Raw genomic sequence first — 26,195 nt, forward strand, 5'->3', positions numbered from 1 at the left:
ACTATTTATAGGTGATGTATAGTAGTGGTAGTACGTGTGTTACACAGGATATTGTTTTTTTGATACTGCTGTAGATGCCTATGATACGAACTTTACTTTCATTCCTGTTCATACTTTTGTTTGCCTACACTGTGCAGGCACAGGATTACCCACGGCAGCAGATCGACTTTGACCTGTTTGTGCAGGAACTGTTTACGCAGCAAGAGGACGACAACATACCCTACGAAGACTTTTACGAGACACTTTTCCAGTACTACCAGCGGCCCATTAACCTGAACAACACCACACCCGAAGAACTTGCCTCGCTGTTTATACTTTCACGGCCACAGATCGCTTCTTTTTTTAAGCACATTGAAGAAAACGGAAAGCTGCTCAGCATTTATGAGCTACAGGCTATTGGGGGCTTTGACCTGCTCACGATTTACCAACTTGTGCCTTTTGTGTATATAGATGATGCAGGCTTAAACGCCGATCAGCGGCCGCTGTGGCAACGGATAGTTGGCGAGGACAACAATGCTTTACTTTTTCGCTACGAGCGTACCCTGCAGCAACGCCGCGGCTATATGCCTATAGATACCAACGGCCGCTCCGGCAGTAGGTATTTAGGTTCTCCGGATAAGCTGTTTATGCGCTATCGTGTAAGCCACACCCGAGATTATAGCTTAGGTATAACAGCAGAAAAAGATGCCGGCGAAGAATTTACCTGGGACCGCAGCACCCGCCGCTATGCCTTTGACTTTTACTCAGCGCACCTGCAGCTTTACAACAAGGGCAAGTTTAAAAGTATAGCCTTAGGTGATTATCAACTGCAAATCGGGCAGGGTTTGTTGCTGTCGTCGGGGTATAGCGTGGGCAAAGGAAGTGAAACCATAACAACCGTTAGTAGGGCAAATCTGGGCATAAGGCCGTATAGTTCGGTGCTGGAGTATGCATTTTTCAGAGGCGCGGCAGCAACTTACACATTAGGTAGTGTTGATGTAACAGGGTTTTACTCGAACAAATTGATAGATGCTAACTTGCAAATACAACAGGATACCTTAAGCGACTTCAACGATTTTTTTACCGGTTTCCAGACCACTGGTTTTCATCGTACCCCAACAGAACTGGCAAACAAAGACCAGATACGTGAGCAAATTTATGGCACCAACGCCAACTATTTATCCCGTAACAGAGCTTTAACTGTTGGTATTACCGCACTTGGTACGCACTACAGTTCACCCATACAAAAGGCCGGCGCAGCTTATCAGCGCTTTGAGTTTGGAGGCACCCATAACTATAACATCGGCACCAACTACAGCTACACCTGGCAGAATGTATACTTGTTCGGAGAAACCGCTATGAGCAAAAGTGGTGGCATGGGCACTGTAAATGGTTTAATTGCCAACCTCTCCAACAAAGTAGAACTGGCCATGGTGTACCGCAATTACGCCCGAAATTTTCATACTTTTTATGGAGGAGCTTTTGGAGAAGCAACCCGCAACATTAACGAACGTGGATTTTATACTGGCATCAAGCTAAAGCCTTTTGCACGCTGGGAACTGACTGCTTACTATGATCGCTTCCGGTTTCCATGGCTGCGATACCGGGTAGATGCGCCCTCCCACGGCGATGAGTACCTGGTGCGCTTATACTTTAAGCCTAACCGACAGAGCAGCCTCTACGCCCAATTCCGTACCGAGAGTAAAGGCCTGAATATGGCAAGCAACAACACCAATATAGACTATGTGGCGCAGGTAATCCGCAGAAACTATTTGCTATACTATGAGTTTGCCCCTACCAAAACTGTTACACTAAAATCAAGAGTGCAGTTTAGCAGCTACGAGCAGGAGTCGCCGCAACAAACGGGTTACCTCATTGCACAGGATATAAACTTTAACTTCGGAAACATCCGCCTCAGCACCCGCTACGCCATTTTCGACACCGACAGCTACGACACCCGCCAATACGCTTATGAACGGGACGTACTATATGCTTTCTCTATTCCGGCATTTAGCGGCAAGGGCACCAGGCTATATGGTTTACTTCAGTTCGGCCTGTTCAGGAGTATGGATGTATGGGTAAAGTATGGCCTCACGCATTATCGTAACCAGGACAGTATTGGCTCTGGTCTAGAGACGATTGAGGGACCGAGAAGATCAGATGTGAAGGCGCAGGTAAGGTATAAGTTTTGATAACAGGTTTAATCTATACTGTAATATTTCTACTGCTCCCTCACCAGACGCTTTAGAGGTTTACAGCTTTCTTTCACGCTGGCGCCGATTACCTGCCCGTCGTGGCTGAACTCCAGGTGGCAACACTCCATGAAAAGCGCCTTGAGTTTTTCACGGCCGCGCTGCACCCTGGATTTTGCTCCTGAATAGGAAATCCCCAGCCGCTCCGCGATCTCTTTCTGGCTTACTTCTTCCAATTCGCTCAGGCGAAGTGCTTCAGCATACTCTGGTGGCAGCAGGTTGATAAGTGGTTCTACGAGCGCCTCCACCTCGTAGCGGGTATCTTCGGGCAGTTCACCTTCTGTTAGTTCCAGGTCAGCTATACTTTGGCGACGGCTGTTCTCCCGAAAAAAATCATAAACAGCATTGCGGGTGATCTGGTACAACCAGGCTTTGGTGTTCTTTACTTCCTGCAGTTGCTCACAGTTTTTGTATACTTTAAGATAGAGCTGCTGCAAAATATCATTGACTTCGTCTTTATCGATAATGCGCTTCTGTACAAAGCCTTTTAATTGGGCTTCATAAGCCAGAAACACAGGGGCCACCGCCGAACAGCTGTCGGCTGGCTGGCTATTGGGCTCGGGAGTGTTGCAGCAGTTTTCCATACTTAAATAAACGAATAATATAGAAATAAAGCGAGATCGGCAGGTATAAAGTATACCTGCCGATCTCGCTACAACTATGTTTTATTTTGTACTAAATGGCTTGTGCTGTTTCTGGTTTTGTTGTTTTGGCATTTGCTCCTTCTCCATATACCGTAGCCTCCCCGAAAGTATAGAAAGCTTCCCAGTCTACGCCCTGTGGGTCTGTAATCCAAGATTTTTCTGATTTTGCATAGCAGCAGGTGCACTTGCCTTCTTCACGAATGGCACCTTTTGCTTCTTTAAGTCGGCCATATACTTCTGCCAGTTCTTCCTCGCTCTCAGCTTGTATGCCCAGATGCTCTATACCGGCATTCTCAGGGTGCAACGAAATGGCGAAGTTAATGCGTGGGTCTTCCAGCATCCATTTAGCATAATCTTCTTTTAGCACGGTAGGGATAGTACCAAACAGGGCAGTGTAAAACGCGGTTGACTCCCGCAGGTTCTTTACTCTTACATTAACGTGAAATCTTTTCATGGCTTATCTTTTATGAGTGTTTCAGTTTGATTACACCCTGATGACGAAGCCACTCTGAAAAAGACGCAGCCCTTTGTAAAAAAAATTACAAAGGGCTGCTTAAAGCTTAAAATAAGTATAGATAGCTGCTTTTACTAAGGTATATTCTTTACAAACACCACCTGCTGTGCATCGTTTTTGATGATCTGGTTCAGAAACTCCAAGTACTTCGGGTAAAGCTCTTTGCTGTAAGTGCCCTTGCTCATCTCCAGCGACCGCACATAGGTAACTTTTTGTCCGTCTACTTTAACACTGCTTTTATACTCTCCAAACTCTGTTTTTACAGCAACATCATGTGGTTTATACTCCAAGGCGTAGCCAGCTGGTAACTCGTAAGTTATGTTATCTATATCCAGAAAAGCCATGGCTCTTATGACTTCTGTTTTGCGGCTTTCCAGTGGCTCTGGTGCAGACGTCCACTTATTCATCAGGTTAGCAGTTAAGAACATGCGCTTACCACTAATAGTAGCACTCTGCCGCAGGTCTAGCTCCAGCTTCTCAGTTATAGCAGGCAAACTTTCTTTCTTTTCTGTCAGTGAAAAGCTTGTTATCTCAAAGGACGGAATTTTTGTCTGCTGATATATCCACTTTTTCTGATCCTCTGGTTTATAATGATGCAAGATGCCATTCCTGGACTCCTGCTGTAAACCTGTGTAATAGGTTAGAACAGATGCTTTACCGTTTCCTTTTTCATCGAGCTTTACAGAAGCCGTGCGCTGCTGCACATTATCTTTAGCACTATAATCCGGGGTTTTAATAAGCTTTCCCCCTTCTGGCGTGATCAGTAATGCATGCCGGCCTCCTGTGTGACTACCAGCATATCCAGCTGCCACTTCCTGGCTTGTACATTCCAGCCAGATACCTTCTTTATCGGTAGGCACATAAAGTACTACGTGATTGAATTGGCTGCTCGGGAACTCGGTTAAAATATCTGTTTCATCGTCGCCGGCACGTATCAGCGCCTGGTACGAATCTATACCAACCACCTTTAGCATTGCCTGCGTGTAATTTGTAAGAGCCTTACAATCACCGTAACCTTTGGTATCTACAAAGCTAGCCTCGAATGGCTGCCACCCTCCGATACCCAATTGTATGGAAACATAGCGGGTTTTACTTTGCAAGTAATCATACACTATCTGAATCTTCTCTTGAGGTGTTTTAGCACCTGCCACCTTGGTTTTCAACATTTGAGTGGTCTCGGCAGGCAATACATCACGGCCCTGGTTCAGCTTATGCATAAACTGGCCGTAGCTTTCCCAACTTTCCATATTCCCCTGGTATCCATCTATCTCAAAAGCAACAGGGGCTGTGCGCACAATCGGCACCATATTTTTTAAGCCAGGTCCGTAAGGCTCTATGCGTACAGGCAATAAGTTCTGCACCTGCCATTGGTATACATCATGTGTAGAAGTATGCGCTAGCTTTACTTTATCAGGCACATTAGACTCGTGGTACCTTAGCTTCATACCTTTGGGCATCTCAACCCGCAGACTTGCATTTTCTACTGACAGGTTCTCCCCATCCAGCGGCGCCCAGGTGGGATAAAACATCATGTTTTTTGAAGTTATCTGGTACTCGAACTCCACAGTGTAGGGATACGTAATGTGCACCAAGTCTGCATACTTTACCCTATTGTCATCAAAAAGCGACACACTCGACACGGCACTTACATCCTTAATATCGTTGTTCTTCAGGTGCTTTACCTTTTTCCCGGTCGCATCATAAAGTATACCTTTCACATAATTAACCTTGCTCAATTTATCGTATGGAATATAAATTTTTGCACGGTCATCTCCATTGGAGTTATTAATTGTAATTCTGGCTTTGAATGTGGTAGTGGCGTTATCAATGGCATTAACAGTAAAAACTGTTTCCTCAGATCGTATAACTGCACTTGATTGTTGAGTGGATTTGTCTTCTGCATTTGCTCTACCGGATGCTACTAGCATTAGGCAGGCAAATAGTAATGCTAAAGTATAAGTGCGCTTCATATTGCGGCGTAAGTATAAAGATGAAGTGGTGGGAGCCTGAGTTATACTTTAAGCATCCACCTCATTATTTTATTAAAATCTTTTAGTTTCAGCGTTACAGCTTCTTGATCACCAATTGTTCAGCATGTTTGGCTACTATCTGGTTGTAAAACTCCTTCAGGTAAGGATATTCTGGAGCGTAGAAAATAGTTTTATTAATACTAATCTTGCTCATTATCTGCACTTCGTTACCATTTTTTTCTATATAGTAGACAAAGCGCCCCTGGCCTTCCGGTAAGTTTACCGCTATATTTTTAGGAGCCTCATCAACATCATATCCATCTGGCAAAACAAAGCGGCAGATATACGTTTCGTCTATAGGCATACCAAAATCAACAGGATACATGCGCTCCTTCAGCTTAAATGGATTTTCTTTTTCGCCATGCCCCATCATAGGGTTAAGGTATATGACATCATTTACCTGGCCACTACCACCTGCAGTTATGTTATAAGTAATGTTAAGTGCTCCGTTTATGTTGTTCAGGTTTTCAATCTTAGGCTTCCCTACCTTCAGGTTACCTACCTCTTTAGCCAGTTTTTCCATGTACTTATCTTCGCCCTCCTCTTTGATAGATTTGCGCATTATGAGGGCATTATAACCACCAGCTGACTCGGTGCCGGTGCCAGTAATTTCTCCTTGGTTATTAATAGTAAGATCTGCGTTGAAGAGCTTTATGTAATTGTAATTCGGTTTAATGTCTATCCAGCGGTGGTCCGTTTTTTTCACAATCCTGCCTAAGCCATTTAGGCACCTAACCGGAAGCATACCTGCTGGCAGTAAAGGCTCAGTTGCATCCAGGAAGTATTCTTTTTCTCCAACCTTAACATGTGTTACTACATAGTTAAATTTGGTAATCATTGGTGGGCCCTGCCTCACCTGGCCGTTATCACGGGTACTTAACAAAACCGGTGCCGCATCAAGCCCTGCCTCTAACAGCATTGAAGTCATTAGCAGGTTTATCTCGGCTGCACTGCCAGTGCCATTGTCGTATACTTTACGGATAGGGTCGTTTGTGTAAATGCCATACTTCCCGTTCCAGGTCATTCGCTTTTTTACAAGCTCGTAAACAGCATTCATTTTCTCCGCAGGCTCTTTATTTTCCGTTACAATTGTAGCTATGTCTGCTTTAAAGAAGCTACTTCTGTTTAGCTGTGTGCCAAAACTCTCATTTTGCAGCAGCTTTGTGTTTACTTCATCCCAGTTACCTGTCATGGTGCGTGCAGCTTCTCCCGGAAACCTCACCAGCTCCAGCTCAAACTCAATCTTAGATTGGTAATCGCTTAAAGACGTGATATACTTTTCACTCTTAAGTGCAGGTACGTCTTTCATTACCCAGTAGTACTCGTTATTCTGCACATTTGTATTAGCCCCTGTAGATTTGTTCTGCTTTGTATCGTCTAACGCCTGATAACCTTGCATCAAAAACTTATAGTCGAAGTATTCTGGTATTTGGGCCCGATACTCGCTGTGTATTACTGGAATACTATGTTGGAACTCCCACTCCCTCATCGTGTAGATAAAATCTGAGAAAATGGTATAGGTGATGTCCAATACGGAGCCTTCTTTTACATTAGGCATGGTAAACTTTTTCAAATGCCTGTATTCCGTCTGCTTTTCATCAAAAACATCTTTCGTTTCCAGTTTGTCCTTTTGTTCTTTACCGTCAGCAGAGTTAAATGTATAGGCTTTTATATTAGAAACTCTCTCTTTTGTAGTACCATTTATGAAGTATGGAACAGATACATTTGCCCAGTCGTAACCAGACTTTTTAAGAATTTTGATGCGGATGTGGCGCTCAAATACTACTTGTACTTTTTGGTTGAATTCAAATCTGGTTCTACCAAAGTCATAAAGAATAACAGCTGCCGCACTCGTATCTTGGTCATAAGATTTCATTTGCAATTCGGCTTCCTCTACTTTACCAAACTTTTTCAGAGGATTTTGCGCAAACCCTATCAGGCAGCAAAGAGAGAGAATAAATGAGAGGGTAAAAGTTCTTGCTTTCATAGGCAATTCAGAAAATTAGGATAGATTTAAATTACTAGTGGCTCCGGCAACCTTGTTAAATTCAGATATTTATAGAGTCCGTTATTATTATATAAATAAAGACAAATATTTCTCCATAACAAACTAAATTTGAGCATATAGTCTCCTTAAGCTATATAATTCAACTTTTGTTACTAGTTGATTTATTTAAGCTTTATAATACTTAACTCCACATACCCACATTATGAAAAAGGTTTTAACTCTTCTGCTATTGCTCAACTCTTTTGTTGCTCATGCACAGCATTCCTATTCTGTTTCCGATAAAAAAGCAGCAAACGTAAAAGCTGCTATGGTGAAAGCAATGGGTGGCAAAAAAGCTCTAAAAGCTATTAATTACTTCAGCTATACTATACTTCGGACGTCGTATGGCACCGACACAACCACAACTCGCTCGAGCTATACTTTAAATCTCAGGAAGCAATACATACAGGAAAAGCAGTATGTTAATGGTGGTGCTGTTACAAAATGGATAGGAGAAGACGGCGCTTGGGCAGTAGAGAACGGCATTAAGACAAGCTTACCGCAAACTGAGAAACAGCGGCTACAAAGAACCTTTTACACTAATTTTGTTCCTATGCTACAGAACAAAGAATTAGTGTATGAGCACAAGTATGAAACAGTGTATAAAGGCAGACCAGTTGATATAATACGGGTGTACGCGCCACAAAAAAAGGACTTGATTATGGATCTCTTTGTAGACTCTGATAATGGTAAAATATTGACCTCTTCCAAGCCTGACATAAAAACCGGAGAGTATTTATACTTTGCTGATGAGCTGGATTACCAAGCTGTTGGCAAAGGCGTTATATTCCCATTAATTTACCAAGTATGGGTTAAAGGCAAGCTAGTATCGGAGGGTAAGTTTGTGGATATAGAGGTAAAGCAATAATGGGGCGGCTGCTAAGGGTGGGTAAAATATAACGTATGCAGTCGCCCCATATTAAACTATAGAAAGGATGAATAATTTACCTTATTTTTCCAAAAGTTGCGGCAGGCATCACGCTGCTCTTCAATAAACTGAGCGTCGCGCTTTAATTCTTTCCAGTTGCCTAGCCCGAGGCGTTCGCATAACCTGAAAAAGCTATCGCCTTGGTTCTTCTGGCCCTTTACATGCACCAGGCTGCTTAGCAAAGGTCGCCCTTTTTTATACTCGCTTTCCGAAATTTCATCAATTACTTCTGTCAGCATTGATCTTTCGTGAGAGTTTTCAAGGTTTAAACCAAGTTCTGCTTCATAAATAAGGTTTTGGTAGGTCATCAGGTTAGCCCTGCCGCGAGCTACTTGAATGAGTTTCTTTCGTACGCGTGTGTTCATGGTGTGAGTAGTTTTTTTAGAAAAGGTAAGCTATTGCAATAACCATTGCGCTATTAAGCAAACCCTTAGTACAATAAAAGATCTATATATTGTTTTAAACGTATTTTTAGAGGAATAAGTTTCGTAACCAGCTCAAATTTTGGGGCTAGTCATACGCGAACCACCTTTAATGGTTATTTTAAGGCAAAAAAGTTCGTGGCTGTTTTTCCGACAGGTATTTCCAGTAGCGTTTTGGGACATGCCTTAAGTGCAATTTCGGATTTTTACGCTCCGGTATATTTACATGGTCAAAATACACCTGCCACAGCTGCTTATACTTATCTTCTTCTTCTGCAAAAACAGCAGTTACATCTTTTTGTCGGGGTGCCTCCTCCAGGTTTATAAGAGAGACATTTTGTAGATCGTAGTAAGCACCGTATTTGCGCTTAGTATCATAAATGGCCCACCTTTGGTCGGCATAGCGTTTTTCGAAGTGCTGTATAATTAGGGGCAGCACATTAAAATCTGGAGAGATGGTAGCGTAGTATAATTCGTCGGCTGTTTTCTGAAACCGCACAAAAGCTTCCATGCGGTGCTTTTCGCGAAACATTTGCTTTGCCGCCTGCTGCACCTGCAATACACATGAAGCTGCGTAGTTATCCTCTATACTCTGTTTTGAATCGAAGGCCAGCTTTATATAGCTGAAGATAAGCATTTCGAAACCTGGCTGCTCCCATAGGTAAGTATGGTATAAAGCCTTTAAAGCTCCAACTGACAGCTTTTTTTGAAGTCCCTTCCATACACGGCTTAACTTATTCTCATCGGTGGTTACGGTTACAGTTTGCCCAAACATAATGGGCTGGGCCAGGTGCTCCTGTTCTATGGCAGTTGGCCATGCTTTGCGCTCGTAGGCCTCAAACACTACCGTCAGCAGCCCCTCAAAAGTGCCGTCGTAAGTATAAAGGCAGATGCTCAACCTGTTATTATTTATGGCTGTTTGCCCCTGTTCTGTTTTTCTCTCCTGCTTCTGCCTGCATTCTCGCCGATAAATTCTTGAGCTGTGGCACTAGCATGTTCAGTTTGCAATAAAGCGATACACGGGCAACTTTTTGATTCTTTCTCATTACTATTACTTTCTTAGCTTGTATGCTTGGATTAGAATTACTTTTACTTGTCGGTTTCTTTTTACTTGAGGCCATGGCACTAAAACTTAACTCAGCCTACATTTTTAAACAGATCGAGCTGCTGCGTTAACAATGCACTTCTTACAGAGCCATCTCCAAACAAGATGCGGCGCTTCAGCGTTTGGGAGTCAAAGTCCTGACGGTACATAGTTTTGGTCTGGCAGGTGATAAAGTATTTTGCTCGCTTTAGCACCACTCCCATCTGGCGCAGGTTATCAAAGTTCAGCTGTGTAAACCGCCTTGCCGAAACGATCTTCTGCGCTGACTTAATCCCTATACCCGGCACTCGCAAGATCATTTCGTAATCAGCACTGTTAATTTCTACCGGAAAGATGTGGCGGTTGCGCAATGCCCATCCCAGCTTAGGATCTATATCCAGGTCGAGGTGCGGGTGCTGCTCATCCACTATCTCCTGCACGTTAAAGCCGTAAAAGCGCATCAGCCAATCTGCTTGGTAAATGCGGTTTTCCCGGATAATGGGCGGCTCTGTAATAATCGGCAACCTGTTATCGCTGCTGATAGGCACATAACCTGAATAGTACACGCGTTTTAGACTGTAATCTTTATACAGCTGGTTCGATAGCTGAAGTATCTGGTGGTCGTTTTCTGCCGAGGCACCTACTATTAGTTGAGTGCTCTGCCCTGCCGGAGCAAAGGCCGGCGCTGATTTAAACAGCTTCTTCTCCTCTTTGGCTAATACCAGCTGGTTTTTGATGCTGTCCATTGGCAGCAGTATTTCGGTGTAGTTCTTCTCTGGCGCCAGTTGCTGCAGGCTCATTTCTGAAGGCAGCTCTATGTTCACGCTTAGCCTATCGGCATACAAGCCTGCTTCTTTTATCAGTTCGTCGCTGGCACCTGGTATTGTTTTTAAATGGATGTAGCCGTTAAACTTCTCCTCCTGGCGCAGCTTTTTTGCCACACGCACCAGGCGCTCCATGGTATAATCGGCATCCTTAAAAATACCAGAGCTCAGAAATAATCCCTCAATGTAATTCCGGCGATAGAAGTTTATGGTAAGGTCTACTACCTCCTGCACTGTAAAGGCTGCACGCTTTACATCGTTGCTTCTGCGGGTAACGCAATAGGCGCAGTCGTAAATGCAATGGTTGGTAAGCAGTATTTTCAGCAGCGATACGCAACGGCCGTCTTCGGTATAACTATGGCATATACCCATACCCTCGGCGTTACCTAAGCCTTTATTCTCGTTCTTGCGTTTACCCCCACTAGAGGAGCAGGAAACATCATACTTCGCAGCATCTGCTAATATTTTTAGTTTCTCTGTTATCCTACTATTCATATGCTTAAGGCTTTGTTACTAAGATGGTTTAAAGATACTACTTATAATAGCAACAACCCAATTTTATTAGCAATTATTTATCAACCATGTTATCAACACATATGCAATACTAAATTTATTAGCAAGTAATAAAACTGATCAAAATGCCCTATTTGCGCTAAAACAACTGTAAACACCACTTCAACACAGATAAATCGTTATATTAGAAAGCTTTTTTATTTCCTTCTGAATCTATGCACCCATTACACCCTTACAACAAACAGTGGCTCCTTACTTTAATAGTAAGTGCACTGCTGTTCTGTACACAGGTGTGTTATGCGCAAGACCCCATTAACTCTAAACCGGACACCACCGCAATACAGCAGGATACTGTAAAACAGAATTTTGACCAAAGGCTGATAGAGAATCTGCGGCGCATATCGAAACGCAAAACCATAATGGGCAAACTATTGGATGCCATACTTGATTTTGATCGAAAAGAAGAGGATGTGTATGGACTAGATGCGGAACTGATACAGCGGGAGTATGAAAAACACAACTACAAGATTGTAAGGCGTCTGGATATCGTTACCCTCGATGCTTTTGGATACTCCTTAAACGACTCTACCAGGGTGCCGCGCAATATCTTGGAGAAAGCCGGAAACGCGCTGCATGTAAAAACCAGTCGTGGCTTGGTACGCAACCAACTCCTGTTCAGAAGAGACGAAGCTTTGGAGCCACTTGCACTAGTCGAGTCGGAACGATTGCTGCGCCAGACACCATACATATTAGATGCCCGCATAGTTGTAAACAACCTTACCTCTACCGACGACAGCGTGGATGTTTTTGTGCTGACCAAAGACGTGTTTAGTTTAGGCGGCTCAGGATCTTACTCGCCATCCTCAGGTTCAGGCAGAGTAAGCCTGCGCGAATTAAACTTTCTGGGCCGTGGACACCAGGTAAGGGGTTCGTATCGGTTTAATATGAATCGGCCCCGGCCCTGGGAAGCATCTGGCGCTTACTCTATACAAAGTATAGGCAGGACTTATATTGGAGCAGACTTGGTATACACCAATGAGAATTTCTACAAAGAAAAAAGCGCTTACCTGCACAGAGACTTTTTTGCAACCAATACCAAGTATGCAGGCGCTGTAGGCTACGCAGCCATTGAAGAGCAACTACTGCTACCACGCGCCCCCGAAGATACCATACCACTCTATGGAGACCTAAAGTATAACCGCACAGATGTATGGCTGGGAAGATCATTCAAATTTAAGTCATACCTGCTAGGGTATGAGCCTCGTGGCCGTTTAATTGTGGGCCTTCGGATGATTGACACCGACTACACACAAACCCCAACCGATAACTTCCAGAGCAATACTCTGACGCTGGGAAGTATAGGCTACAGTGTGCGTAAGTATTACAAAGACCGGTACTTGTTTGGCTTTGGTAGAACAGAGGATATTCCGGCGGGAGCACTTATATCTCTAACTGCAGGCTATGAAAAAGGCGACATTACAGAGAGAAAGTATTTTGCTGCCTCTACATCGTTTGCCAGGTACCGCACCCAATCGGGCTACATTTACGGCAGTGCTACCTGGGGCTCTTTTCTGCGCGACGACAGGTGGGAACAAGGAGTGCTGGAACTGGAAACATTGTATTTCACAAAACTAAGAGAGTGGGGCAATTGGAAGCTAAGACACTACATACAAGGCCGTGGCACCTTTGGCATTAACCGCAACCCGGAGGAGCTGCTACCCATAAATAACGAAAACGGCCTGCGAGGTTTCCGGTCAGACCTGCTACGCGGTTCACGTAGGGTTACATTTAACTATGAAGCCAATTTGTACACTCCGTTCTCACTTTTGGGCTTTAGGCTGGCTGCTGTAGCCTTTGCTGATATGGCATGGCTATCTACAGGCAATAAGAGCTCTCCTTTTCAAAACAAACCCTACAGCGGATATGGGTTAGGCGTGCGTTTCCGAAACGAGTATTTGTCTTTCAGCACCATTCAAATTTTGATTGGCTACTACCCCAAAGGCCCATCATTTGAGGAGGATTTCAACAATTTTAGAATCCTAGAGTCCTCTCGCCCGTACTATGACTTTACAGACTTCCGTTTTTCACGCCCTGGCGTGGCAAACTTCAGGTAAGCGGCAAAAGTACAAACTTACCTTACCGGCGTCTGTTATGGTAGTATGTTTCACAGCTTAACAAAGCACCTTACAACTATGAAAAAACTTAGAGATAAATCTGAATACGAAGGAAATCCGGTTGGCTTAACTAAAGATACCGCCACCAAAATGGCTAATGAGTTAGACCGCCATCTGGCATCATTCATCACCCTATACAATCAGTACCACAAGCACCATTGGATGGTAGAAGGACCACAGTTCCGCGACCTACACCTGTTTTTTGAGGAACATTATAACCAGGTGCACGAGCAGTACGATGCCATTGCGGAGAGATTAACAGTTATGGGCTGCGTACCTACCTGCCATCCGGCTAACCAACTGGAGCTATCCTACATCGAGCATGAAGAAGAAGGCGTGTTCAGGATTAGAGAGATGCTGCAGAAAGATATGGAAGATGAAAAGCAGATTGCCGTAGAGCTGCGCAAAAGTATAAAACTGGCCATGCAGCACGAAGACTTCGCAACAAAAGCATTGCTTGAAGGAATTCTTATAAAAACAGAGGACCGCTGCCACCACATTGAGCACTTCCTGGGAGAAGACAGCTTGTCTATCGGGCTGACCACAAGACCAGAAGAAATACTGGATGAGGAGACTAAAGCGGCGCCAGGCAAAAAATCCTCAACCTTACGAACTAGCACCAAAAAGGCAAGTTCAACAACAAAGGCTAAGGCATAAAGAACTATTAAGTAACTAAAGTATAAAGGCAGCTCAGTGGCTGCCTTTATACTTTTATACATCTAGCAGTATCCCTGCTTGCAAAGTATAAATCTTTATAATCCAACTAAAGCTATTCTATATAGCCAATAAGTATACTTAACTCACTCTGGTTTATACTTTAAAGCTATTCTATACATATCTGGCATCAATCAAAATTAAGACCTTTTAATGCACCCCTCTTTTTGTTAGATTTGTAAAGCAGCACATCACTGAATAAATAAGACTAACAATGGTAGAGCTAGGCGATTACAACGAACTAGAAATTGCACGCGAAGTAGATTTTGGGGTATACTTAACCTCTGAAGACGGGGACATTCTGCTCCCTACAAAATATATACCGGAGGGTGCCCGTGTAGGAGACAAAATACGCGTGTTTATTTACCGCGACTCCGAAGATCGAATGATCGCCACCAACCTAGAGCCTTTCGCTACCGTGGGCCAATTTGCCTGCCTTACCTGCACCGATGTAACTCCATTTGGCGCCTTCCTGGACTGGGGGCTGGAGAAAGACCTGCTGGTGCCGCTTAACAACCAGAAAGACAAAATGCAGGTGGGTAAGAAGTACTGCGTTTACTTATACTTAGATGAGGCTTCTGACCGTGTGGTGGCAACCTCTAAACTGGGCAAGTACCTGCATAATGAGCACATAGAGCTAACCGAGGGCGAAGAAGTGCAGTTGCTGGTAGCAGGCTATACAGACCTGGGCATTAAAGTGATCATCAACAATGCTTACATGGGTATGCTTTACCGAAACGAGGTGTTCCAGGACCTGCGCCTTGGCGATAGCACTACAGGCTACATCAAGCACATCCGCCATGATAATAAGATAGATGTAACGCTGCGCAAACCGGGTGCCACTCAGAAAATGGAATCAGAGGAAGCATCTGATAAACTACTGAGACTACTGAAAGAAGGCCGTGGCTGGCTGCCTTTGTCCGATAACAGCTCACCGGAAGATATCTACCAGACGCTGGGCATGAGCAAGAAAACCTTTAAACGTGCCATCGGTGGTTTATACAAAGCCGGACTAATTACCATTACCGAAGACAGTATCCGACTGAAACAAGAATAGCAACCACGCCAAAAACTGACCTAACTAACCTTTACCTGCTGCGTTTCACCTGGCGCAGCCAAACATTATGCCTTACAAAATACTTTCGCTTGTAGTTATACTTTGTGCATTTACTGCCAGTGCGCAAGCCGGAAACGGCAACAACGAGGAATCGCTTACCAAAGTAAAAACCACTAAAGCCATACGCACACCTCAGGCGCCTGTGCTGGATGGAGTGCTGGAGACAGAAGTATGGCAAACAGTTGCGCCGGCTACTAATTTCGTGCGCTACGACCCGCTAAACGGAAAGCCATCGTCGCAGAAAACAGAGGTATACATGCTGTACGACAACGATGCCGTATACATTGGTGCTCAACTATACGACACTGCCCCCGACTCTATACTTACCCAGCTGGGCGAGCGTGACTCCGGCGAAAATAACTCCGATCTGTTTGGGGTATACCTGGATACTTACAACGACAAGCAGAACGCGTTTGCCTTTCTGGTTTCGGCAGCCGGTGTACAAACCGATATTAAAATATCGCAGGGCAGCGAAGACCGTAACTGGGATGCCGTGTGGGCCAGCAGCGTAAAACGCCACGACAAAGGCTGGACAGTAGAGATGCGTATACCTTACGGAGCCATTCGTTTCCCGAAGGCTGAAGTACAAACCTGGGGTGTAAACTATATGCGCATCATCCGCCGCACCCGCGAAAAATCATACTGGAACCATGTGGATAATTCTGTGTCAGGTTTTGTGAATCAGGAAGGTCGCGCCATTGGTATTGAGAGTATAGAGTCGCCGGTGAGGCTGCAGTTCACCCCTTATGTGTCGGGTTATGTAAACCACTTTCCTTCTAACGTAGAGGGCAAAAGCAACTACAGCCATTCTATTAACGGGGGCATGGATGTAAAGTATGGCATCAACGATGCCTTTACCCTTGATGTAACTCTTATTCCGGATTTCGGGCAGACCCAGTCGGATAACCAGGTACTTAACCTTTCCCCTTTTGAGGTGAAATTTGCTGAGAACCGCCAGTTCTTCACAGAAGGTACCGAACTCTTTAACAAAGCAGGTCTTTTCTACTCACGCCGCATCGGGGGCACTCCGCTATTATATAGCAGTGCAAGAACGTATATAAATGAAGGCGAAACACTGGAAGAGAACCCTAACCTGAGCAGCCTTATAAATGCGGCAAAAGTATCGGGCAGAACCCGCAAAGGCTTAGGTATAGGTATATTTAATGCCGTTACCCGCAACATGTTTGCAAAGGCTAAAAACGAAGAAGGCGAAACACGTGAGATATTAACTGACCCTGCCACCAACTACAACGTTTTTGTACTGGACCAAACACTGCGAAACAACTCCTACATCACCTTTACTAACACCAATGTTACCCGAAGCCAAGGCTTTTACGATGCCAACGTATCAAGTATAAAAGCACGCTTTGCTGATAGATCAAATACTTATGCCGTAAGTGCGGGGAGCAACGTAAGCCAGTTGTTTGGCTACAAAGGAGAGGACTTAACACTTGGGCACCAATACAACATTAGCCTCGCAAAAATAAGCGGCAACTTTTTGTACAGCCTTAACCACAATGTAGAATCAGACAAGTATAACATCAACGACTTGGGCTATTTGCAGAGTAATAATGAGGTGTCTACATCGGCGCAGGTAAACTACAATTTCTATCAGCCGATCTGGAAATTCCTGAGCTGGAGCAACCGCCTTAGTATTAACCATAGCATGCTGTACGCTCCACGCGAATTTGCAAACTGGAGCTTCGGGGGTGGCCACAACATTAAGTTTCGCAGCTTTACCAGCGCCTACTTTAACTGGTCGGTTAGGCCAACAGATGCTTACGATTATTTCGAGGCACGCATGTTCCCGCAGGTACAAGTATTTATCAGGCCAGCTGCTTTTGATGCCAACATCGGCATCTCTACAGATTACCGCAGACGCCTTGCCGTAGATGCATCGCTGGGCCATTGGGAATCACATGATCGAAACCAAAGTGACTGGTGGGGCAGCTTTAGCCCTCGCTTCAGGGTAAATGATAAGCTACTACTAGTTAACGGCAATAACTACAGCACCAACCATCACAGCATCGGGTTTATTAGCAATATTTCTGATAAAGAACTAAACAAGAAATATATCGTTTTCGCTGACAGGGAGATTAAAACATTAACTACCACTTTGACTGGCGCCTATATTTTTAATGAACGCACTGGCTTAACCTTAAATATGCGCCACTACTGGTCTAGGGCAGAGAACAACTCGTTTTACGATCTGCAAAAAGACGGCAGCATTCTACCGAGAACAGCCTCACATGATAGCGACAAAGCAAGGTTTAAAGACATCAATTTGAACTACTTTAATATAGACTTGGTATACAGCTGGCGCTTTGCACCTGGTAGCGAACTGCGTGTAGTATGGAAGAACGCGATACAGGAACGTAATAATACTGTTTCTCCACTATATTTTGAGAACCTTTCACGTACCATACAGGCCCCTCAGAATAATAATTTCTCGGTTAAGTTATTATACTTCATAGACTATATAGCAATTAAAAACGTACTTTCTGCATAAGCCATTACGAATGCAAAAAGTACGATATGCACTTATAGTCGGGGCCAGCGGCCTTGTGGGCAGTCATTGCCTGGAACAGTTACTTAAAAGCGACAGGTACAGCCATGTAATATCTGTGGGCCGCCGCGACTTACCCCTGATACACCCCAAGTTGGAGCAGAAAAAGGTCGATTTTAATAAACTACGCAGCTATGCCGCAGACCTGGAAGCTGACGATGTGTTCTGCTGCCTGGGCACCACTATAAAAAAAGCTGGATCTAAAGAGGCTTTCTATAAAGTAGACCATACGTATGTGGTAGAGCTGGCTAAAATTACGGCGGGCAAGGGGGCCGCTCAGTTTTTGGTTATATCAGCCATGGGTGCGGATGCCGGTTCAATGGTTTTCTACAACAAAGTAAAAGGCGAGATGGAGCGCGATGTGCAGCAACAGAATTTTAACGCAGTATACATCTTCAGGCCATCGCTGCTGCTAGGCGAACGCACTGAGCACCGCACCGGCGAGGAGTTTGCAGCCAAAGTAATGAAGCCGCTCAGCAAACTGATGGTTGGCCCACTAAAAAAGTATAAACCCATAGAGGCTGAAACAGTAGCCAAAGCCATGGTTTATGTGGCAGCGCAACAGCAAAATGGCACCCATATTTACCCATCTGATGAAATAGCTGAACTGGGAGCCAAACTATAGCCTTTGTTAAGCCGTAAGTTGCTTGCACATATACTTCTATTATGCACGCTAAGCAATTATACCACATATTTCCGAAAGCCTCGCAATACGACCCAGAGTGGGTGCGCAAGCATTCTATGGGCGAGAACGTTCTGTTTAACCTCGAAAGCCTTACCAAGTCCCTGGACCTGAAGCCCGGTATGCGCGTGCTCGATCTGGGCTGCGGCAAAGCCATCAGCTCTATTTTTCTGGCCGAAGAGTTTGATGTAAAAGTATGGGCTGTAGACGAAGCTGTATCCGCCAGCGACAATTACCAACGCATCAAGGACGAAGGCCTGGAAGACCACGTTTTCCCGATCGAGGCTGATGCCCGCGCCCTGCCTTTTGCAGAAGAGTATTTTGATGTAGTAATTGTGGTGGACTCTTATACTTACTTTGGCACCGACGAGAAGTACTTACCCTACATTGCACGCTTCATAAAGCCCGGCGGCTACATTGCCATCGTAGATGTTTGTTTTACCCATGAGATCGACAGCCTGGACCAGGTGCCGGAATTTCTGCGGAAAGATTATCAAAACTACTGGTACTTTGTGCACACCATAGACTGGTGGAAAAAACTATGGGAGAAAACCGGACTCGTTAAAATAGATGCTGCGCAACTACTAGAGGAAGCTGAGTTGGTAAGAGAACATTATATTAAAGATTTTAAAGAGGCTGATGAGGAAGATCCCTTTGCAAGAGCAATAGAGCGTGACAAAGAACACTTTATATCTTTTTTTAAGCTAATAGGCCGCCGCACTAAAAAAACTGTGTACCTACAGGACTACAAAATTGAACTAAAAAATTAGCCTATCTTATACAATATCCGTTCACAACTACGTTAGAAGTATTAATTTTGCCCGGCCAAAGCCCGTTTTTTGGCAATAAGGCGAACAAAATCTTTCAACATTTTTATAATTAAATGAAAAATTTACTTCGAATCACATGTGCATTGGCTGTAATGCTATGTGTTTCTATCGGAGCGCAGGCACAAAGCGGCTACTCTACAGGTATCGGTTTGAGAGGAGGCGTTGCTTCAGGTCTTACCATCAAGCATTTTATTAAAAGTGATGCCGCTATCGAGGGTATCATCAGCACCAACTTCAGACACAGAGGTGCTGTGATCACGGTTCTTTACGAGAAGCACGCACAGGCTTTTAACGCCAGAGGCTTGCTGTGGTACTATGGCATTGGTGGGCACGTAGGCTTTCACGATGGCCACCATTACTATGATCGTGGCCACAGGCACTACCACGACGATCGTGTAGTTGCTTTAGGTGTTGATGGTGTACTTGGCCTGGAGTATTACATCCGCGACATACCGTTTACCATCGGCGCCGACATTAAGCCATACATTAACATACCAAGCGGTGGTGGCTATTGGGACAGCGCCTTGCATGTGCGTTATGTGTTCTAATCCACTTATTAATTGCAGAATTGTTTTAGCTGTTTAAATACTCAGCTGTTAATCATAAAAAGGAAACCCTTGCTGTAAGTTATAGCAAGGGCTTCCTTTTTATACTTTGCCTCAGCAATTAATGGGCAATATGGTAAAGCAACTCACCCACAGCTTCTCCTGCATAATATATAGCAAGTATAGCAAAAGTCACTACCACAGCACAAGACAGTTTGCTCTCCTTGCTCGAGCAATGTTTTATAAGCTGCATTTGAAGTTAATTTGAGTCTGACAAAATTACCCTGCTTTTTAGTTAGTGCGTGATATTATAAATAAACCTACCCACTGACTCTCCTACCATTAAGCCAGCACAAAATAATATCACAACAACTGCAAGCAGAATAGGAAGTGAAAATCTGGTTTTACTCGTACTACAGCTGTTTAAGAACTTCAACATCTTTTGTGTTTATATGTCAGAATAAATTTTCTGATCTGTGAATGATTATATTAATTATTTAAATATAGGATTTTTAAATTAATAAAAAAAGGGGAAAGCTGTTCCTTATGGATAGCTTTCCCCTTTCCTAGTTAGTATAGATTCCTCTAAAACGCGATATGCAACAACGCATCGCCTTGGTTCACAACTGGCATATTATTTAAACCTACTATATAACCGTTAGCCGGTGAGTTAAGTCTTACCTCCATCTCCCCATATGGGTCGGTTATGGTCCCTATCTGCTGATTCTTTTTAACATACTCTCCTATTTTGATCGTAGTGCGCCACAAACCAGCATTTTTAGCACGAAGCCATATGTCTTTCATGCACACAACCGTTGGCTCGGAAGGCTCAGAGCAATTGGCCATCATGCCCAAGTGGTGCAGTACACGGCAAGTACCTTCCATACCCAGTTGGATGCCCTTTTCATCAAAACGCAGACTTTCGCCGGTTTCATATACAAGTATGGATTTACCCAACTTACCTGCCTCTTTACGCAAAGACCCCTGCCTGTAAGATGCGTTCATTATAAAAGGAGCAGCGAAAGCTTTAGCCAGCTCATCGTTTCGATGATCGCCAAGCACACACCGTATCTGCGGGTAGTTGGCACGGCTGCTGCCCCCAGTATGGAAGTCGAGGCCATAATCCACGTAAGGCATTACCTCTTTCATAAAACGGTGTGCTACACGGCTTGCAAGAGAGCCATCGCGGTTACCTGGGAAGCTGCGGTTTACATCCTTGCCATCCGGCACCTCCCTCGAAAAGTTAAGGAAACCATAAATGTTGAGCACCGGAACCGCGATGATAGTACCCTTCAGGGGGTAGAGCATTTTCTTGGTGAGCATCCTGCGGATGATCTCGGTGCCGTTTACTTCATCGCCGTGCATACCGGCCATTAGCAACACTACCGGGCCATCATGCACAGAGCGGAAAACATAAACAGGTATTTCTATAACAGTGCCACTGGGTAGTTTACTGATTACCAGTTTTGTGAGCACTTTCTCTCCACGGTCTATACTTTTGCCGTTAATAACTATAGTTTCGGGCATGCTATTCTTTAACTCTCTTCTTTGGCTTCTTCTTAGTTAGCCCTTCCACGTACTCAATAACTTTTGCAGCTATGTCTTTCTGTGTAGCTTTCTCAATACCTTCCAATCCTGGCGAGGAATTAACTTCTAAGATAAGCGGCCCACGTTTAGACTGCAGCAGGTCTACGCCTGCTATACCTAAGCCAAGTGATTTAGCAGCCAAAAGTGCAGCAGCTTTTTCCTGGCGGGTTAATTTAATAAGCGAGGCTTTACCGCCACGGTGCAGGTTAGAACGAAACTCGCCTTCTTTACCCTGTCGCTTCATGGCACCTACTACCTCGCCATTTACAACAAAAGCACGGATATCTGCGCCACCTGCCTCTGCAATAAACTCCTGCACAATAATACGTGCCTTCAGGTTATGAAATGCCTCTATTACCGATTCTGCAGCCTTTCTCGTCTCAGCCAGCACTACGCCCAAACCTTGCGTACCCTCTAATAGCTTTATCACTAATGGTGCTCCGCCTACTTCTTTTACCAGTTCTGATGTTTCTTTAGAGTAGTTGGTAAAGGCAGTTTTTGGCATACCAAGTCCTGCGCGGGAAAGTATCTGCAAAGAGCGTAGCTTATCTCTGGACCGCACAATGGCTTGAGAATCCACGGCGCTTTTTACCTTCATCATCTCGAACTGGCGCATTACTGCTGTACCATAAAAAGTAACCGAAGCTCCGATGCGAGGAATAACGGCATCAATATCTGTTAACCTTTCGCCCTTGTAAAGTATGTGCGGGTCGCCCTGCTCAATTACCAGGTCGCAACGCAGGTGGTCCAGTACGATGGCTTCGTGCCCCCGTTGCTCAGCAGCTTCTACCAGGCGGCGGGTAGAGTATAGCTTAGGGTTACGGGAGAGAATGGCTATTTTCATATAATGTTTATTTCTGCTTTTGTTTAAGTTTATACTTCCGGGCAACGTTTTTACGGGAAACGTCAACAATAAACCGCCCTTTTAATAACTTTCTTCCGATAAGTACCGGATACTTCATGTCGCTTCTGTCTGAGAGGGAAAACTCAGCCTCTATTACCTCATCGTAAAGCTTGATCTTGGTTTTGATAACGTAACGTTCCTGCTTCTCTCCTATCGAGCTTTTGATCTCGCGTAGCTCATACGCTGCAAACCATAGCTTTTTATGGTTGTACTGTGGGTGAGATGGGTCCAGCAGATCAAGGCAGATAACTGTAGTGCCGTCGGGCCTGGTTTCCTCATGTATATCCGAGCAATGTATAGCCGAAGTATAAGCTCCTGTGTCTACTTTAGCTTCTATCTCTTCAATATCCAGATCAGGGAATGAAACTAACTCTCTTCTCCCGATCAGTTTTTTCTCAGCTTTAGGTTTGTCTGTTCTCATCAAAGGCAAGTTAGTAATTACTAATTATCAATTGCGAATGATCAATTAGAATTTAGGTACAAGGCACAATTAAAGCTTAATCCGGCTTTAAACTTAACTACAAGTATACAGCTGTCGCAACAAAAGTATAGTTTAGTTAAGTTTACTAGACATACGTTTTTTATGCAGCAATTCTGCTACATCGCTCAGCAAGTTAGAATGCCCCGCCTTTAATATCACCAGTTCTCCCTGGTCCAATGCCTTTACAAATACGCCTACACGTTTCGGAGAGATAATCTGATCGTATTCTCCCAGGAACATGATAACCGGAACTTTATACTTATTCAGCAGATTTACAATCAGGCGGATATCGAAGTTAAGCTCCCGAAAACCTATCCAGCTGCGGTACACACGCAGGCGCTTTGGAGTGCTATCCATCTGATAATGGGCAAAGCGAATAAGGCTTTTATGTATCATATTATACTTATCCAGCATCCGCAATAAGCCAAAAAACAGCTCCGGCTTTAGCACCGTGCGTTTAAATAGCTGTTGCAACCAGCCAGGGTAAGTGGCGATATTATACCAAAAGCTGGTTTTGATACCATCCGGCGCAATCAGAAACAACTCCTCAATACGTTCGGGCATTGTCTCTATTAAAGTGAGCGCAAACTTACCTCCCATGCTAAATCCCATCAGGGAAAAACGCTCTATGCCATACTTTTCCAGGAAGTGCTCTATAAATTCTTTCAAGTATGTTTTAGAGAGCGGCAGATCATTTTTATGTAGTGTGCTGCCTCCATGAAAGAACAGGTCGAATGCATACAAAGTATAGTCGTTGCCGATTGCCTGTTCCATACTTTGGTAATATGCACTGCTCTGCCCATACCCATGAAAGGCCAATAGCACCTTCTCTCCATGTCCGATAACCCGGTACTTAAGCTTTGATCTGTCTTTGAGGATGAAAGGCATTTGAGTTAGAGAGTTTGGGAGTTTGTGTGAGTTAGAGAGTTGTACTGAGTTTTGAGGCCAAAAGGTTTTCAAGGCTGGAAGGTAAATTTAAAGCAAACTTAAAACTCTTACTGCTCTTTTCACTTACCTCACAAACTCTCTAACTCATATAACTCTCTCAGAGTTTAGACACTCCCCCCGATACGATAAACTTCATCACTTCGCTGCTTGGGGCATCAAGGAAGGTAACGTTGCGTAGGGGCACCAGAAAAAGCTCTCCTGAAAAGTTGTAGGAGTGCGGAAAGTATACGGCTACTTTATCCTGGCAATCCACTCTTACAATGTTTTCTTGGGTCACAAAGCCAAGCTTGCAGTTATCAGAGTCTTCCGACATCTTCACCATCACCGGCTTGTTAAATTTCTGGTTGTCGCCTACAAAGGCATCAAACAAGTCTTTTATACTTGAGTAGATAATACTTACCAGTGGCACTTTATGAAACACCTTCTCTGTAAGCACAAAGAAAGGTTTTACAAGCAAAGAGGATCCAATAAATCCTACTACAGTAAGCAACACCACCATTAGTAAAATACCGAGGCCGGGTATGCCTATGTCAAAAAGTCCATCAAGCCAATCTATTATGGCTACTACAATCCAGACGGTAAGGGTAAATGGGGCAATTATTAATAGCCCGTTAAGAAAATATCGAAATAAACGTCTCATGTTTTATTGATCACAAAAAAGGCTTTGCCGAAGCAAAGCCTAAATGTAGCGAAAAATGCTTTATAGTATAAATGCTATATTTATGCTTCGGCCATACTTAGGTTTTCAATGTGTGTGGCCACCTGTTGCATCAGCCACATAGGCGTAGAGGTTGCACCGCAAATACCTACAGTTTGAGCATCGGCAAACCACTCTGGTTGCAGCTCCTGCTCATTCTCTACAAAGTAGCTGTTGGGGTTATGCTGCTTGCATACGCTGTAAAGGGCTTTTCCGTTCGAGCTTTTCTTTCCGCTCACAAATACCAGCACATCATGCTCTGTAGAGAACTTAGCTAACTGCGGCTCACGGTTAGATACCTGGCGGCAAATGCTGTCGTTGGCATTAAAGTTTGGCTGTGTACTGTCTTCGTTTGCCTGCTTTATGCGCTCTTCAATCAGTTCTTTAATATGATAAAAGCCTTTCGTGCTCTTGGTTGTCTGGCTAAACAAGGTCACCGGGCGCGTAAAGTCAATTTTATCCAGATCTTCTTCTGTGGTAACAATGATAGCCTCATCACCTGTTTGTCCTGCTAAGCCGATTACCTCAGCGTGGCCCACCTGACCATAAATTACAATCTGGCCTTTTTCTTCACGGTTGCTATCGTAGGCATGTTTTACGCGGTTTTGCAGTTTCAGTACTACCGGGCAAGATGCATCAATCAGTTCAATGTTGTTTTCCAGCGCCAGCTTATACGTTTCAGGCGGTTCGCCGTGTGCTCTTATTAAAACTTTGCAGTTGCGTAATTCTTTTAGCTGCTCACGGTCTATTATGCGCAGGCCTTTCTGGTAAAGGCGCTGCACTTCCATACTATTATGAACAATATCGCCCAAGCAATAAAGCTCTTCGCAATTTTCCATTTCGTCCTCGGCCATTTGTATGGCGAATTCCACGCCAAAGCAATAGCCCGAGTTTTTATCTATGGTTACTTTCATAATCTTTCGCTCAAGTCCTGTTTTACAGCTTTCTCTTCTTCGCTGATCAAAGCAGATGTTACACGCTCCAACACAAAATCAACCTGCTCATCAATCGTCATGTGCGAGGTATCCAGCAAGGCGGCATCCTCAGCGCGGCGCAGCGGACTTTCGGCTCTTGTAGAGTCTATGTGGTCGCGCTTTTGCAGGTTCTGTTTGATTTCGCCTAAGTTAACTAACTGCTTCTTTTCCAGCAACTCTACCTGTCTACGTTTTGCACGCGTATCTACGTCGGCAGTCATAAATATTTTTACCTCAGCGTCCGGAAACACAGCTGTACCAATATCACGACCATCCATTACCACACCGCGTTTTTTACCCATCTTCTGCTGCTGGGCTACCATGGCACGGCGCACCTCTGCTACTACACTCACCTCACTTACCTGGTTAGAGATGTACATCTTGCGTATCTCATCTTCAACATTCAGGCCATTCAGGAAAACTTCGTTTCGTTTAGTTTTCGGATTATAATGGAAATCCACATCGATGTTATCCAACGCCTCCTTTATTTCTTTAGGGTTGGTAAGCGACACATGATGATCTAGGAAGTATAATGTAACCGCACGGTACATAGCGCCAGTATCAATATAAGCATAGCCAAGGGCCGCTGCCACCATTTTTGCCGTAGTACTTTTACCGCATGAGGAGTAGCCATCGAGTGCGATTACGATCTTCTTCATAAGAGAAAAACTAATAGGAGGTTAATTTGAGTCGCAAGGGCAGGGTTGGTTACCGCGCTTGCTCTTTTTTTGGTACTTAG

General features: G+C 44.3%; 24 protein-coding genes. 9 read left to right on the plus strand and 15 right to left on the minus strand.

All coding sequences use genetic code 11. The features are described from left to right. Positions 1 to 80 precede the first annotated feature (80 nt). Positions 81 to 2,171, plus strand: a complete 2,091-nt coding sequence (locus WG943_RS13480) for a hypothetical protein (protein WP_340409741.1) — start codon at positions 81 to 83, stop codon at positions 2,169 to 2,171. A gap of 29 nt (positions 2,172 to 2,200) precedes the next feature. On the opposite strand, the gene sigZ is transcribed toward WG943_RS13480, so the two are convergent. The 4 genes from sigZ to WG943_RS13500 form a co-directional block, all read right to left on the minus strand. Then, the gene (gene sigZ / locus WG943_RS13485; protein ID WP_340409743.1) at positions 2,201 to 2,815 is read right to left on the minus strand and encodes an RNA polymerase sigma factor SigZ; all 615 of its coding nucleotides are present in this window, start codon (positions 2,813 to 2,815) and stop codon (positions 2,201 to 2,203) included. Positions 2,816 to 2,906: 91 nt separating this feature from the next. After that, on the minus strand, positions 2,907 to 3,329 hold the full coding sequence (locus WG943_RS13490; RefSeq protein WP_340409744.1) for an ArsI/CadI family heavy metal resistance metalloenzyme: 423 nt from the start codon (positions 3,327 to 3,329) through the stop codon (positions 2,907 to 2,909). 134 nt (positions 3,330 to 3,463) lie between these two features. Beyond that, positions 3,464 to 5,317 (minus strand): DUF3857 domain-containing protein, encoded by a 1,854-nt coding sequence (locus WG943_RS13495; RefSeq protein ID WP_340409746.1) that lies wholly within the window; start codon positions 5,315 to 5,317, stop codon positions 3,464 to 3,466. Between the two features lie 136 nt (positions 5,318 to 5,453). Beyond that, positions 5,454 to 7,406 (minus strand): DUF3857 domain-containing protein, encoded by a 1,953-nt coding sequence (locus WG943_RS13500; protein ID WP_340409748.1) that lies wholly within the window; start codon positions 7,404 to 7,406, stop codon positions 5,454 to 5,456. A gap of 223 nt (positions 7,407 to 7,629) precedes the next feature. Here WG943_RS13500 and WG943_RS13505 point away from each other — a divergent pair, with 223 nt between their 5' ends. Beyond that, positions 7,630 to 8,334 (plus strand): hypothetical protein, encoded by a 705-nt coding sequence (locus tag WG943_RS13505; RefSeq protein WP_340409750.1) that lies wholly within the window; start codon positions 7,630 to 7,632, stop codon positions 8,332 to 8,334. 56 nt (positions 8,335 to 8,390) lie between these two features. On the opposite strand, the gene WG943_RS13510 is transcribed toward WG943_RS13505, so the two are convergent. The 4 genes from WG943_RS13510 to WG943_RS13525 form a co-directional block, all read right to left on the minus strand. After that, positions 8,391 to 8,759, minus strand: coding sequence for a hypothetical protein (locus WG943_RS13510; RefSeq protein ID WP_340409752.1), 369 nt, complete (start codon positions 8,757 to 8,759; stop codon positions 8,391 to 8,393). Between the two features lie 178 nt (positions 8,760 to 8,937). Beyond that, on the minus strand, positions 8,938 to 9,714 hold the full coding sequence (locus tag WG943_RS13515) for a TIGR03915 family putative DNA repair protein (protein ID WP_340409754.1): 777 nt from the start codon (positions 9,712 to 9,714) through the stop codon (positions 8,938 to 8,940). Between the two features lie 7 nt (positions 9,715 to 9,721). After that, the gene (locus WG943_RS13520; protein WP_340409755.1) at positions 9,722 to 9,937 is read right to left on the minus strand and encodes a hypothetical protein; all 216 of its coding nucleotides are present in this window, start codon (positions 9,935 to 9,937) and stop codon (positions 9,722 to 9,724) included. 16 nt (positions 9,938 to 9,953) lie between these two features. Beyond that, the gene (locus WG943_RS13525) at positions 9,954 to 11,219 is read right to left on the minus strand and encodes a putative DNA modification/repair radical SAM protein (RefSeq protein ID WP_340409757.1); all 1,266 of its coding nucleotides are present in this window, start codon (positions 11,217 to 11,219) and stop codon (positions 9,954 to 9,956) included. A gap of 233 nt (positions 11,220 to 11,452) precedes the next feature. Between WG943_RS13525 and WG943_RS13530 the strand changes: the two genes are divergently transcribed. The 7 genes from WG943_RS13530 (at position 11,453) to WG943_RS13560 (ending at position 19,868) form a co-directional block, all read left to right on the plus strand. Next, complete coding sequence (locus WG943_RS13530; protein WP_340409759.1) at positions 11,453 to 13,351, plus strand: hypothetical protein; 1,899 nt, start codon at positions 11,453 to 11,455, stop codon at positions 13,349 to 13,351. A 78-nt stretch (positions 13,352 to 13,429) separates the two neighbouring features. Beyond that, complete coding sequence (locus WG943_RS13535; RefSeq protein ID WP_340409761.1) at positions 13,430 to 14,068, plus strand: Dps family protein; 639 nt, start codon at positions 13,430 to 13,432, stop codon at positions 14,066 to 14,068. Positions 14,069 to 14,339: 271 nt separating this feature from the next. Next, entirely contained in the window at positions 14,340 to 15,182 is an 843-nt protein-coding gene (locus WG943_RS13540; protein WP_340409763.1) for a CvfB family protein, read from the plus strand. A gap of 67 nt (positions 15,183 to 15,249) precedes the next feature. Continuing rightward, entirely contained in the window at positions 15,250 to 17,751 is a 2,502-nt protein-coding gene (locus WG943_RS13545) for a DUF5916 domain-containing protein (RefSeq protein ID WP_340409765.1), read from the plus strand. A 10-nt stretch (positions 17,752 to 17,761) separates the two neighbouring features. Next, the gene (locus WG943_RS13550) at positions 17,762 to 18,433 is read left to right on the plus strand and encodes an oxidoreductase (RefSeq protein ID WP_340409767.1); all 672 of its coding nucleotides are present in this window, start codon (positions 17,762 to 17,764) and stop codon (positions 18,431 to 18,433) included. A 41-nt stretch (positions 18,434 to 18,474) separates the two neighbouring features. Beyond that, a complete protein-coding gene (locus WG943_RS13555) occupies positions 18,475 to 19,260 on the plus strand; it encodes a methyltransferase domain-containing protein (protein ID WP_340409769.1) in 786 nt (261 codons plus the stop codon). Between the two features lie 113 nt (positions 19,261 to 19,373). Next, positions 19,374 to 19,868, plus strand: coding sequence for a hypothetical protein (locus WG943_RS13560; RefSeq protein ID WP_340409771.1), 495 nt, complete (start codon positions 19,374 to 19,376; stop codon positions 19,866 to 19,868). Positions 19,869 to 20,450: 582 nt separating this feature from the next. Here the strand turns inward: WG943_RS13560 and WG943_RS13565 are convergent. The 7 genes from WG943_RS13565 to cmk form a co-directional block, all read right to left on the minus strand. Continuing rightward, the gene (locus WG943_RS13565; protein ID WP_340409772.1) at positions 20,451 to 21,392 is read right to left on the minus strand and encodes a succinylglutamate desuccinylase/aspartoacylase family protein; all 942 of its coding nucleotides are present in this window, start codon (positions 21,390 to 21,392) and stop codon (positions 20,451 to 20,453) included. Between the two features lies 1 nt (position 21,393). Then, entirely contained in the window at positions 21,394 to 22,296 is a 903-nt protein-coding gene (gene rimK / locus WG943_RS13570) for a 30S ribosomal protein S6--L-glutamate ligase (RefSeq protein ID WP_340409774.1), read from the minus strand. Positions 22,297 to 22,303: 7 nt separating this feature from the next. Further along, a complete protein-coding gene (locus WG943_RS13575) occupies positions 22,304 to 22,777 on the minus strand; it encodes an ATP-dependent zinc protease family protein (protein ID WP_340409776.1) in 474 nt (157 codons plus the stop codon). A 132-nt stretch (positions 22,778 to 22,909) separates the two neighbouring features. After that, on the minus strand, positions 22,910 to 23,725 hold the full coding sequence (locus WG943_RS13580) for an alpha/beta fold hydrolase (RefSeq protein WP_340409778.1): 816 nt from the start codon (positions 23,723 to 23,725) through the stop codon (positions 22,910 to 22,912). Between the two features lie 157 nt (positions 23,726 to 23,882). After that, the gene (locus WG943_RS13585) at positions 23,883 to 24,425 is read right to left on the minus strand and encodes a DUF502 domain-containing protein (RefSeq protein WP_340409779.1); all 543 of its coding nucleotides are present in this window, start codon (positions 24,423 to 24,425) and stop codon (positions 23,883 to 23,885) included. Positions 24,426 to 24,505: 80 nt separating this feature from the next. Then, positions 24,506 to 25,396, minus strand: coding sequence for a 4-hydroxy-3-methylbut-2-enyl diphosphate reductase (locus WG943_RS13590; protein WP_340409781.1), 891 nt, complete (start codon positions 25,394 to 25,396; stop codon positions 24,506 to 24,508). Beyond that, complete coding sequence (gene cmk / locus WG943_RS13595) at positions 25,393 to 26,115, minus strand: (d)CMP kinase (protein WP_340409782.1); 723 nt, start codon at positions 26,113 to 26,115, stop codon at positions 25,393 to 25,395. The genes WG943_RS13590 and cmk overlap by 4 nt, the downstream gene beginning before the upstream one ends. Positions 26,116 to 26,195 lie beyond the last annotated feature (80 nt).

It is taken from the genome of Pontibacter sp. H249, assembly GCF_037892465.1.
Taxonomy (GTDB): domain Bacteria; phylum Bacteroidota; class Bacteroidia; order Cytophagales; family Hymenobacteraceae; genus Pontibacter.